Origin of the sequence: Pseudomonas sp. PKS (assembly GCF_051913525.1) — a bacterium.
Lineage (GTDB): Bacteria > Pseudomonadota > Gammaproteobacteria > Pseudomonadales > Pseudomonadaceae > Aquipseudomonas > Aquipseudomonas guariconensis_D.
In genome coordinates this window covers 25,935-37,560 of record NZ_JBEGDO010000005.1, presented here as the reverse complement: position 1 = coordinate 37,560, position 11,626 = coordinate 25,935, and the positions used below count along the sequence as shown (strand labels likewise).

Sequence of the window (11,626 nt, the reverse complement as noted above, 5' to 3'; positions counted from 1 at the left end):
CCATGCTGTTGAACGACAAGGTCGTGATGATCTCCGGCATCGGCCCGGGCCTTGGCATCAAGCTGGCCCTGGAGGCGGCGCGCGAAGGCGCCCGAGCCCTGGCCATCGGCGCCCGCAGCGCCGAGCGGCTGGAGGACGCCCGCGCCCGCATTCTCGCCCTGGGCCACGATTGCGACGTGCTGTGCGTGCCCACCGACATCACCCAACCCGAGGCCTGCACCCGGTTTGCCGACGCCACCCTGCAGGCCTTCGGGCGCATCGATGCCTTGGTCAACAGCGCGTTCTCCCATGGCGGTTTCCAGGCCGTGGAAGAGGCCGACAACGCGCCGCTGCGCGAGGCCCTGGAGGTCAACCTGCTGGGCTCGCTGAACATGTCCCGGGCCGTGCTGCCGGCGATGCGCGAGCAGGGCGAGGGGGCGATCGTGATGATCAATACGCTCGGTGTGCGCAAGCCTTACCCGGGCGGCGCGGCCTACTCGGCGTCCAAGGCGGCCTTGGCCGCCAGCGTGCGGTACTTGGCCTGCGAGCAGGCCGGGCATGGCATCCGCGTCAATGCCCTGGCCTGCGGCTGGATGTGGGGGGAGCCGGTGCAGGCGGTGGTCCGTCAGAGTGCCGAGGCCCGCGGGATCAGCGAGGCGCAGGCCAAGGCCGAATTCAGTGCGGGCATCCCCGGCGGGCGTATGCGCACTGACGACGAATGCGCCCGAGCGGCGTTGTTTCTGGCCTCGGACTACTCCAGCGCGATCAACGGCGCGCAGCTCGACGCCAATGGCGGCGAAGTGATGTGTTGAGGGGGCGGCCATGATCGATCATTGCGCCTTCAACGGCGACGCCGATGGCCTGTGTGCCCTGCAGCAATTGCGCCTGGCGGGTGAGCTCGATCCAGGCGTGCAACTGGTCAGCGGGGTCAAGCGCGACATTGCGCTGCTGGGCCGGGTCAAGGCCCGCCCCGGCGAGCGGGTGACGGTGCTGGACATCGCCCATGAGCAGAACCGCGAAGACGTGCAGCGTTTGCTGGCCGACGGCGTCCAGGTGCGCTACTTCGACCATCACTTTGCGGGGGAACTGCCCCAGCATCCGGCCTTCGATGCGCACATCGACACGGCGGCGCATGTGTGCACCAGCCTGCTGGTCGACACCTGGCTGCAAGGCAAGGCCCATCGCTGGGCGGTGGTGGCGGCCTTTGGCGATGGCATGGCCGGGCCGGCACGGGCCCTGGCGCAACGCCACGGCCTGGGCGCACCTGAGCTGACGGCCCTGGCGCAGTTGGGCGAATTGCTCAATTACAACGCCTATGGCGACAGTGTCGCTGACCTGCACTTCGACCCGCTGGCCCTGGCCGCCGAGCTGCTGCCCTATGCCGACCCGCTGGATTTCGTGCAGCACAGCGCAAGCTTTGCCGTGCTGCGGGCCGGTTACGCCGCCGACATGGCCGCCGCCGCGGGACTTTCGCCGTGGCGCGAAGGGCCGGGCATGCGCCTGTTCCGCTTACCGGAACAGGCCTGGGCGCGGCGGGTCAGCGGTGTGCTGGCCAACGACCTGGCCGCTGCCGCGCCTGGATGTGCCGTGGGATTGCTCAGCGCCAAGCCTGATGGCGACTGGATGTTCAGCCTGCGCGTGCCGGACGGCGCGCTCTGGTCGGCCGATGCCTTCTGCCGGCAGTTTCCCAGCGGTGGCGGCCGGGTGCGTGCCGCGGGCATCAACCGCCTGAGCCCCGAGCAACTGCTAGCGCTCGCCGAGCGCCTGGCTGACTGCTACCCCGGCTGATCCCTCCCATCCCAAGGGCCGCCTTGCGGCCCATCGCCAGCTCCCACAAATGCCAACACCGGCATAGCCGGTGCCATCCACCGCGCAGTCTGCTTCGCGGGTTTACCCGCGAAGAGGGCTGCAAGGCAGCCCCAAAATTGGAAGGCAAACAAAAAGCCCCGGGTCTTTCGACGCGGGGCTTTGAGGTGGTCGATGCTTAGCGGGTGCCGAGCTTGCGCAGGTTGCCCGGGGTGAATTCGTCAGCGCCGAAGTTGCTGGCGTTGAGCTTGGCCGGGGCCTGGCCGTCGAGCAGGCGGTCGACCATGTAGGAGCCGGCGATCAGGTCGTGGTACAGGCCCAGGCGGGCATGGAAGCGTTGGATGTCGTAGGCATACACCGAGGTCTGCATGTTGGTGCGCCACAGCTGGCCACGGGCATCGTAGTTGTCGGCCAGGGTTGCAGCCCAGCTGTCCTCGTCGATGTAGAAGGTGCGCTTGGCATAGATGTGACGCGCGCTCGGCTTGAGGGTGGCCTGCAGGACCCAGACGCGATGCTTTTCGTAGCGCATCAGGTCAGGGTTGATGTGACCGGCGGCGTTGATGATGTCGGCCTGGCTGACTTGTGGGCTGTCGATCTTGTAGTTGTTGTACGGGATGTAGATCTCTTTCTTGCCGACGATTTTCCAGTCGTAACGGTCGGTGGCACCGTTGAACAGGCGGTCTTCGTCGTACACGCGAAAACCACCGGCACCGGTGGGGGAGTCATAGCCCACGGTCGGCGCACGGCGCACGCGGCGCTGGCCAGGGGTGTACTGCCAGGCCTGGCGCGGCTGGGCAGCGGCGTTGATGAACTCGTGACCGACGACGATCTCACCTTTCTTGCGCACCGGCTCCAGGGTGGTGAGCAGGAAGTCGGTGAACACACCGTTGGTGCTTTGCGCATTCTGCTTGGGGTCGGACCACAGCGAATAGATCTTGTAGTTGACCTTCTCCAGCACGCGGTTGTTGTCGGCGTAGACCACCACCTGGTTGTAGTTGGCCTCCTCGGTGATCGCACGGGCCTGCATGGTGTGGTTGAGAATCAGCTCGTTGCCGTTCTTCGGCACCGGGAACGGCGAGGCACCGAAGGCATCCAGGGCGTCGTTGCCGTCGCTGCTGAGCTTGGCGCTGGCGGCGTTGCGGCTGATGGCCGCCTCGGTGTCCGGATCGACGCGAAAATCCCGGTGGCTGGGGTAGACCGGCATCTTGAAGGTGTCGGGATAGCGCTTGAACAGCGCTTTCTGGCCGTCGGAGAGGTTGGCCGCGTATTGGTCCATGTTCTGTGCGGTGATGACGAACAGCGGTTTTTCGTCGGCATACGGATCCGGGTAGGGCGTACCGGGGCCGGCGAATTTCACCTGTGGCGGTGCGCCGCGCCATTTACCGGTCCAGGCCGGGATGCTGCCGTCGGCGTTGCCGGCGCGCTCGGCGCCCATGGGCGTCAGGTCCTTGCCCAGGGACGCGGCACTGGTGCCGCTGACGTTGGCCTGTAGGGCCAGGCTGCTGCCGAGCAGGGCGACGGCGAGGGTGGTGCGTATCCAGGGATGCTTGAGATTGGACATGTCGATGATCCTCCGTCAGGGGCTTCAGAACCGGTATTTGAAGTTGAGGGCAACGTTGTCGCGGTCGGCCCAGGGCGAGTTGTTGGCGTTGCCCAGGTAGGCGCTGTAGAGGGCCTCGACGGTGAAGTTGCCGAGGTAGCGCCAGGTGGTGCCGATGCTGGCGCGGTCGTCGCCCTGGCCGTAGTTGATCGAGCCGGTCAGGGCGCTGTCGTGCTGGGCGGCGGTGCTGAAGTTGATCGGCACCGACATGTCCCAGCCACTGAACACGTCGTTGTAGTCGAAGTTGACCTGCACCGTGTAACCCCAGGCATCGCGATCGCCGACCAGCGAGTCGGTGCCCGGCAGCGAGAAGCCAGGGGCCAAGGTCAGCGGGTCGGACTTGTCGTTGTTGAGCACGGTGTTGTAGACCAGCTCACCGGTCAGGGTGGTGTTGTCGGAGAAGGCGTTGGGGCCGAACACGTGGATGGCCGACACCTGGGCCTGCAAGGTCTCGGCGCGTACCGCGCTGGAGAAACCGTTGTCGACCATCACCGGCTGGCCGTCGCGGTAGCTGACTTCACCGGCCAGGCTGGTATCGCCGAGCACGGTGGCAAAGCTTGCGCCGTACAGGTCGATGTTGTCGAAGTAGCGCGCACGGTAGAAGCCCAGGTCACTCTGGAAGTCCAGGGTCGGGGTCTTGTCGTGGTAGCGCACGTAGTACAGGCCGAACTCGGTGTTGTTCAGCGACGCTGCGCTGTAGCGCAGGGCCAGGCCGTACTGGCCGTTGTCGCTGGGCTCGTCGTCCGGCAGGCGGGTGACGAAGCCGGTGGCATCGCTGTAACCGCCGCGGTCGATGAAGTCGGTGGTGGAGAAGTAGCTGCCGACCCCGAACATCTGGGTTTTTTCCCATTTGTATTGGTAGTAGGCCTCTACATCCAGATCGTCGGTCAGGCTGAACTGGCCGAACACCTGGCCGACCGGCAGCAGCACTTCCTTCACTTCCACGCCCGGGGTGGTCGCCTTGGTGGCATCCACCGGGCTCTGGGCACCCGAGACGCCTGGGTAGAACAGGCTTTCACCCCAGCTCACCACCTGGTCGCCCACGCGCAGGTTGAGGTTGTGTCCGGCCATATCCCAGGTGCCGTAGGCATACGCATCGAGCATCCGCAGGTCGTCGCGGTGCTGCTCGATGGTGTTCTTGGGGAAGCGGTTCGGCTTGCTGCACGTGCCGCTGGCGAAGCAGTTGGAGGTACCGGTGTCGTTGTCGTTGCTCTGGTCGTACGCCTTGTCGTAGAAGCCCGAGGCGCGCATGAACAGGCCGTAGTTTTCCTGCCAGCGCAAGTTGGCCTCGGTGAGGAAACCCACCCGGTCGGTGATCAGGCTGCCGCGGTCGAAGGCGTTGTCGCCGTCGTTGCCATCGGCATTGGCCACCAGCTTGTGGTCGCGCTTTTCGGTGCGCCAGGCAAGGCTGTAGGACAACGTGGTGTCCCAGTCGATGCTCAGGTCATCGCTGGGCTGGAAGGTCAAGGCACTGGCCTGCTGGCTGAGGCCCCCGGCCAGCAGCAACAGGGATAGACGCACGTACGTGTTAAGGGGTTGGGGGGCGATTGTTGTTTTTATCATTGTCGTCCTCATGCGCGGGCATGCCTGCCCGACCGACGTTCCGGTTTTGGGAGGTGAAGCAGGGCCGACTATGGGACCGGACCCTTGGAGCAACATCGTCCAAGTGGACTACGCGCAATCGGTGGCGACCCGGTAGTCCCATCGGACGATGCCCGGTCATGCACTGCGCCAGACAATCGAGCGAGCCCTTGGCCCCGGCCGCGTTCTTCCTTTTTCGTCGCGGGCTGTGGAGGCGTCTGCCCCGAGGAGGTGCGTGCATGATCAAGTGGGACGAATGTTGCGATGTACTGGTGATCGGTTCGGGTGCGGGCGGCCTGACCGCCGCGTTGCGAGCCCATGACCTGGGGCTCGATACCCTGGTGATCGAGAAGAGCGAGCAGTACGGCGGCACCTCGGCGGTGTCCGGCGGGGGGATCTGGATCCCCGACAACCACCGCGTGTCCGCCCTGGGTGGGGCGGATTCGACCGCCGAGGCGGTGGCCTATCTCAAGGCCGTGACCCACGGCGAGGTCGACGACGGGCGCATCGAGACCTACGTCGAGCATGCCCGGGCCATGGTCCAGTACCTGGAACGCGACACCCGCGTGCGCTTCGAAGCCCAGGCCCACTACACCGACTACTACCCCGAAGTGCCGGGCGGCAAGCCCGGCTACCGCTCCATGGACCCGTTGCCGTTCGACGCCGCGCAGTTGGGTGATGAGTTCCTGCGCATGCGCGCGCCATCCCCCGGCACGTTGATGATGGGGCGCATGGCCATGACCATGAAGGAAGCACGGGTCTTGCTGTGCCGAGGCAAGGGCTGGATGGGCCTGACCGCCAAGGTGCTGTGGCGCTACTGGCGCGACCGCAAGGGGCGCAAGCTGTCGCGCCGCGACCGCTTCCTGACCCTGGGCAACGCCCTGGTGGGCGCCTTGCGCTGCTCGTTGCTCGACCGAGGCGTGCCGCTGTGGCTCGACTGCCAGCTCGATCAACTGCTGGTCGTCGGCGAGCGCATCGGCGGGGCCCGGGTGCTGCGCGACGGGCAATGGCTGACCATCAAGGCCCGTCACGGCGTGATCATCGCTGCCGGCGGTTTCGAGCGGAACCAGGCGATGCGCGAGCAGCATCACCCGCAACCGTCCAATGCCGGTTGGAGTGCCACGCCGCCGCACAACACCGGTGATGGTATCCGCGCAGCCTTGGCCGTTGGCGCACGCACAGCCCTGATGGAACACAGCTGGTGGGCGCCGACCGTGCACGTGGCGGGAGAGGAGAAGCAGCGCGCGTTGTTCGTCGAGCGCAACCTGCCCGGCTGCATCCTGGTCAACTCGGCTGGTGAGCGCTTCGTCAACGAAGGTGCGCCCTACAGCGACATCGTCTACGCCATGTACGCGAACAACCGCGAAGGCGCCACCAGCGTGCCGTGCTGGATGGTGTTCGACGCCCAGTTCCGGCGCAAGTACCCCTGTGGCCCGCTGCTGCCCGGCTATGCCCAGCCGGACTGGCGCTTGCCGGCGCACCTGCGCCAGATGCTGCACAGGGCCGATGACCTGGGCACGCTGGCGGCGCAGATCGGCGTCGATGCCACCGGCCTGGGCCGCACCGTACAGCGTTTCAACGCCATGGCCGCCCAGGGCCGCGACGACGATTTCGGCAAGGGCGAGTCGCTGTTCGACCGCTACTACGGCGACCCCGGCGTGCAGCCCAACCCATGCCTTGCACCGCTGGCCAAGGGGCCGTTCTACGCCGTGCGCGTGGATGCCGGCGACATCGGCACCAAGGGCGGTTTGCTCACCAACACCCACGCCCAGGTGCTGCACCAGGATGGCGGGCCGATCCTTGGCCTGTACGCCATCGGCAACAGCGCCGCCTCGATGATGGGCCGCACCTACCCAGGCGCTGGTGCCACCCTCGGCCCTGCCATGACCTTCGGTTACCTGGCGGCCAACCATATCCATGCCCATAGCGAACACAACCAGGGTCAACCGACCCTGACCACCACCGGGAGGTAAGCATGCACAACGAAAGGCCACAGGTAGCGTTGGTCACGGGCGCCAGCCGCGGTGTCGGGCGCGGTATTGCCCAGGCACTGGGGGCGGCGGGCATGACCGTGTACGTCACAGGACGGATGGCCGGGCAGGGCGGCTCGACACTCTACGGCCAGGCCCTGGAGGGCGACCTGCAGGGCACGGCCGATGCCATCGATGCGGCGGGCGGACGGGGTATCGCCGTGGCCTGTGACCATGGCGACGATCAGCAGGTGCGGGCGCTGTTCGAGCGCATCGAGCGCGAATGCGGCCAGCTGGATCTGCTGGTCAACAACGTCGCCCATATCCATGACCAGCTGATCGAACCGGGCCCGTTCTGGGAAAAACCGTTGTCGCTGGTGCGCATCCTCGACGTCGGCCTGCGCTCGGCCTATGTCGCCAGCTACTATGCCGCGCCCTTGCTGCTGCGCAGTGGGCGAGCGCTGGTGTGCTTCACCTCGTCCTTCGGGGCGGGTTGCTACATGCACGGACCGGCCTATGGTGCGCAGAAGGTTGGCTGCGACAAGTTCGCGGCGGACATGGCCATCGACTTCGAAGGCCGTGGCGTGGCGGCGGTCTCGCTGTGGCTCGGCCCGCAGCTGACCGAACGCACGCGCATTGCCGGGGAGCAGCATGGCGAGCAGTACCGCGCGTTCCTGGAGAATGCCGAGACGCCGCAGTTCAACGGGCGTCTGATCCATGCCTTGCTCAATGACCCGCAACTGGCCGAGTACAGCGGCCAGACCCTCATCAGCGCCGAGATCGCCCCGCGCTACGGCATCACCGAAGCCGATGGTCGCCAGCCTCCCTCACACCGCGCCATGCTGGGCGAGCCCCGCCAGCAGCATCCCGCGCGGGTCATCTGAACCCCGGGGCCGCATTGCGGCCCATCGCAGGCTTCGCCAGCTCTACCGAATCTCGCCCAGCTGAGACACGGTAGGTCTGGGCGTCAGCGAAGCGATGGGGCGCAACGCGCCCCCGAGGATCTCAAGCGGGCACTGCAACCCAGTCGCGCAGCACCTGCTTGGCCACCTTGCCGGTGGCATTGAGCGGCATGTTGTCCAGCACCTGGACCCGCCGCGGCACCTTGTAGTTGGCCATCTGTTCCCGGCACCAGGCCAAGAACGCCGCTTCGTCGATCCGCTGCCCGGGCACCGGCAGCAGGAAGGCCATGGCCACCTCGCCCAGGCGCTCGTCGGCAATGCCGATCACCGCCGCCTGGGCCACACCGGGAAACCGCACCAGGGTCTGTTCGATCTCCGCCGGGTACACGTTGAAACCACCGGTGATGAACATGTCCTTCAAGCGATCGGTAATGCGCAGGTAGCCCTCTTCATCGAGCACCCCCACATCGCCGGTGTGCAGCCAGCCTTCGGCGTCGATCGCCTCGTCGGTGGCCTTCGGATCGTCCAGGTAGCCGCGCATCAGGTTGTAGCCGCGCACCAGCACCTCGCCCGGTTGATTGGCCGGCACCGGCTGGCCTTGGGGATCGACGCAGCGCACCTCGACATCAGGCATCGCCCGGCCGCAGGTGGTGGCGACGCGCTCGGCGCTGTCGCCGGCCCGGCAGATAGTGACGAAGCCACAAGCCTCGGTCAGGCCGTAGGCGGTGACGATGGTGGCAAAGCCCAGCTCGCTGGCCATGCGCCGGATCATCTGCACCGGGATCGACGCCGCGCCCGTCACGGCAATGCGCAGGCTGCCCAGGTCATAGGCCTCGCGCTTGGGGTGGGCCAGCAATGACTGGTACAACGTGGGCGGCCCGGGCAGCACGTTGATGCGCTCGCGCTGGATGCATTCAAGCAGCGCCTGGGTGTCGAACACCTGCTGTGGCAGCAGGGTGCAGCCGCGCATCAGCGCTGCTACCCAGCCGGCCTTGTAGCCAAAGGAATGGAAGAACGGGTTGACGATCAGGTAGCGATCGCCCACCTGCAGGCCGACGATTGCGCTCCAGTCACGCACCACGCGCAGGTTCTGGCCATGGCAGCTCATCACGCCCTTGGGCTTGCCCGAGGTGCCGGAGGTGAACAGCAGGTCCGACAGGGTGTCGGTCGTGACTTGTCGTTCGCGTTCGCTCAAACGGGCGTCGGGCACCTGCTCGGCGAGGGCGAGAAAATCCTCCCAGGCCAGGCCCTGGCCGACATCGCCCGCAGGGCGCAGGTGGATCACCTGGCGCAGCGCGGGCAAGGTCTGGTCGGCCAACAAGGCAGGGTAGTCGGTGTCGAGGAAACGGCTGATGCAGAACAACACGCAGGCGCCGCTGTCGCGCAGCACCTGCGCGGCCTCGGCGCCTTTCATGCGGGTGTTCAGCGGCACCAGGGTGGCGCCGACGCTGTGCAGGGCGCCTGCCGCGACGATCCATTCCCAGAGGTTCGGTGCCCATACCGCCACTCGCGCCGCCTGCGGTACGTCCAGGGCCAACAAGGCGCGCGCGGCCTGGCGGCGCAGCTGGTCCAGGCGCTGGTAGCTGATGGGGTGGCCGGCCTCTTCGATGGCCGGGCGCTCGCCGTAGGCCTCGGCGGCCAGGGCGAACAATTGCGGGAAGGTCTGGGCGTTTTCCACGGACGGCATGTGGCCTCCTCAGGCAGAGGATCGATAGACGAAGGGGAGGGCCGGGCGCCAGGCCCGGCCGGGTCGGTCAGGCGCTGGGCGGGGCGAAGCGGCGGCCGGCGGAGAAACCACCGTCCACGGCAATCATCTGCCCGCTGACGAAGGACGCCTCGTCGCTGGCCAAAAACAGCGCGACATTGGCCACTTCTTCCGGCTGCCCGGCGCGGCTGAGCATGTGCTGCGAGGCGAAGAAATCATGGAACGCCTGGTTCTCGCGGACCATGCTGGTCATCGGCGTTTCGATCAGGCCCGGGCACAGGCCGTTGACGCGGATGTTGGCGTGGCCGTAGTCGATGGCCATGCTGCGGGTCAGCTGGTTGATGCCGCCTTTGGAGACGTTGTAGGCGACGTTGCCGTCGCAGCCCTGCAGGCCGAAGATCGAGCCGATATTGATGATCGAGCCACTGCGCTGGGCCTGCATTTGCCCCAGCACATGCTTGCTGGTGAGCATGCTGCCGGTCAGGTTGATGTCCAGGACCCGCTGCCAGTCGGCGGTGCTGGCGCTGGTGACGCTGCCTTGGCTGGCGACGCCGGCGGCGTTGACCAACACATCGATGCGGCCGAAACGCTGGACGACCTCGGCCATCACCTGCTGCACCTGGGTTTCGTCGCGGACATCCAGGGTCATGAACAGGCCCGGGAAGTCCGCAGGCGCCTGGCCGACATCCAGCCCGACCACCTGGGCGCCCTCGGCGCTGAAGCGACGCACGCAGGCCAGGCCAATGCCCGACGCGCCCCCGGTAACCACCGCGACCTTGTTTTGCAAACGAGCCATATTCGAACCTCTGTCTTTTATTGTTGTGAAGCTGCTGCTGTGGCGAGTCTACCTGTTGCGGGGGCGGGTGGGATCGTCTGTAGGGACTAGGGGGTGCACTGGCTTTTTCACGGGTAAACCCGTTCCCACAGGGTTCGGCGCTCTCCCTGTGGGAGCGGGTTTACCCGCGAATAGGCCAGGGCAGCTTCGAAAACCTTAGGCAGGAAACTTCAATCGCACCCGCGCCCCTTGCGGGTGCCCCTGGCACGCCAAGGTCCACCCGGCCGCAAGCTCCGCCTCGCTGAGCACATCGTTGCGGGTCAACTGCGACTGGCCTTCCTCGACGGTGCACATGCAGGCCCCGCAGAACCCTTCCTCGCACGAGTACGGCACATCCAGCCCCGCCGAACGACAGCTCTGCAGCAAGGTATCACCCGGGCGCGGCACGATCTGGTGGGTTTCGCCGTCCAGCTCCACCAGCAGCAGCTCGCAGCCGGCGCCGTCGACCGACACCGGGGCCTGCGTGGCGCCTTGGCTGTCCGGGTCCGGCGGGGAGACGAAGCGCTCCACATGGATGCTGTCACGCGCCTCACCCAGGGCCAGCAGGGTGGTCTCCACGGTGTCCATGAACGGCCCTGGCCCACAGATGAAGTAATCCGCGCCACGCCAATGGCGCACCAGCTGACGCACCTGGGCGGCATCGAGAAACCCTTGCACCGAGTCCAGCACGTGCACCACCTGCAATTGCTCCGGGTGCGCCCGGGTGAGCAGGCGCAGTTGCTCGCGGAAGATCACCGACGCCTCGTCACGGTTGGCATACACCAGCAGCACCGGGCGCTGGCCGCTGTGCAGCACCGCCTTGAGCAGGGAGAACACCGGGGTGATGCCGGAGCCGCCGCCGAACAGCACCAGGGGCCGGCTGGCATCGGCCGCCTGGCGCTGGTCGAGGCAGAAGTGCCCGGCCGGCGGCAGCACTTCGAGCCAGTCGCCGGCCTGCACGTGCTGGTTCATCCAGTTCGACACACGCCCGCCTTCGACGCGCTTGATGGTCACCTGGGGCTGCGCATCGGTCCACGGCGAGCTGGACATCGAGTAGCAACGGGTCAGGCGCTTGCCGTCCACGGTCACCCGAAAGCTCAGGAACTGCCCGGGTTTGTAGGCAAAGCGTTCGCGCAATGCCTGCGGGACGTCGAACACCAGCGTGCGGGCATCGGCGGTCTCGTCGATCACCGCGCTCACCTGCAGGCGCAGCGTGCTGGCAGGCGCCGGGTTGGCCTGGGCTTGGTCTGGAGTGGCCTGGATGTTCAT

Annotated in this window: 9 protein-coding genes; 4 read left to right on the top strand and 5 right to left on the bottom strand. The window is 66.7% G+C overall.

Features of this window, described 5'->3' with window-relative positions:
- Positions 1 to 2 precede the first annotated feature (2 nt).
- Together ABOA88_RS07135 and ABOA88_RS07130 are read left to right on the top strand one after the other, a co-directional pair.
- Complete coding sequence (locus tag ABOA88_RS07135) at positions 3 to 791, top strand: SDR family oxidoreductase (protein ID WP_367851714.1); 789 nt, start codon at positions 3 to 5, stop codon at positions 789 to 791.
- Positions 792 to 801: 10 nt separating this feature from the next.
- The gene (locus ABOA88_RS07130; RefSeq protein WP_367851713.1) at positions 802 to 1,767 is read left to right on the top strand and encodes an acetyltransferase; all 966 of its coding nucleotides are present in this window, start codon (positions 802 to 804) and stop codon (positions 1,765 to 1,767) included.
- A gap of 196 nt (positions 1,768 to 1,963) precedes the next feature.
- Here the strand turns inward: ABOA88_RS07130 and ABOA88_RS07125 are convergent, their stop codons facing one another.
- Positions 1,964 to 3,346 (bottom strand): DUF1329 domain-containing protein, encoded by a 1,383-nt coding sequence (locus tag ABOA88_RS07125; RefSeq protein WP_196170498.1) that lies wholly within the window; start codon positions 3,344 to 3,346, stop codon positions 1,964 to 1,966.
- A 24-nt stretch (positions 3,347 to 3,370) separates the two neighbouring features.
- A complete protein-coding gene (locus ABOA88_RS07120) occupies positions 3,371 to 4,906 on the bottom strand; it encodes a DUF1302 domain-containing protein (RefSeq protein ID WP_367851712.1) in 1,536 nt (511 codons plus the stop codon).
- A 299-nt stretch (positions 4,907 to 5,205) separates the two neighbouring features.
- Here ABOA88_RS07120 and ABOA88_RS07115 point away from each other — a divergent pair, with 299 nt between their 5' ends.
- Positions 5,206 to 6,939 (top strand): FAD-dependent oxidoreductase, encoded by a 1,734-nt coding sequence (locus ABOA88_RS07115; RefSeq protein ID WP_367851711.1) that lies wholly within the window; start codon positions 5,206 to 5,208, stop codon positions 6,937 to 6,939.
- A 2-nt stretch (positions 6,940 to 6,941) separates the two neighbouring features.
- A complete protein-coding gene (locus ABOA88_RS07110) occupies positions 6,942 to 7,820 on the top strand; it encodes an SDR family NAD(P)-dependent oxidoreductase (protein ID WP_367851710.1) in 879 nt (292 codons plus the stop codon).
- Positions 7,821 to 7,941: 121 nt separating this feature from the next.
- Here ABOA88_RS07110 and ABOA88_RS07105 read toward each other — a convergent pair whose 3' ends face one another.
- The 3 genes from ABOA88_RS07105 to ABOA88_RS07095 form a co-directional block, all read right to left on the bottom strand.
- On the bottom strand, positions 7,942 to 9,525 hold the full coding sequence (locus tag ABOA88_RS07105) for a FadD3 family acyl-CoA ligase (RefSeq protein ID WP_196170494.1): 1,584 nt from the start codon (positions 9,523 to 9,525) through the stop codon (positions 7,942 to 7,944).
- A 67-nt stretch (positions 9,526 to 9,592) separates the two neighbouring features.
- Complete coding sequence (locus ABOA88_RS07100) at positions 9,593 to 10,339, bottom strand: SDR family NAD(P)-dependent oxidoreductase (RefSeq protein ID WP_367851709.1); 747 nt, start codon at positions 10,337 to 10,339, stop codon at positions 9,593 to 9,595.
- A 195-nt stretch (positions 10,340 to 10,534) separates the two neighbouring features.
- On the bottom strand, positions 10,535 to 11,626 hold the full coding sequence (locus tag ABOA88_RS07095) for a 2Fe-2S iron-sulfur cluster-binding protein (protein ID WP_367851708.1): 1,092 nt from the start codon (positions 11,624 to 11,626) through the stop codon (positions 10,535 to 10,537).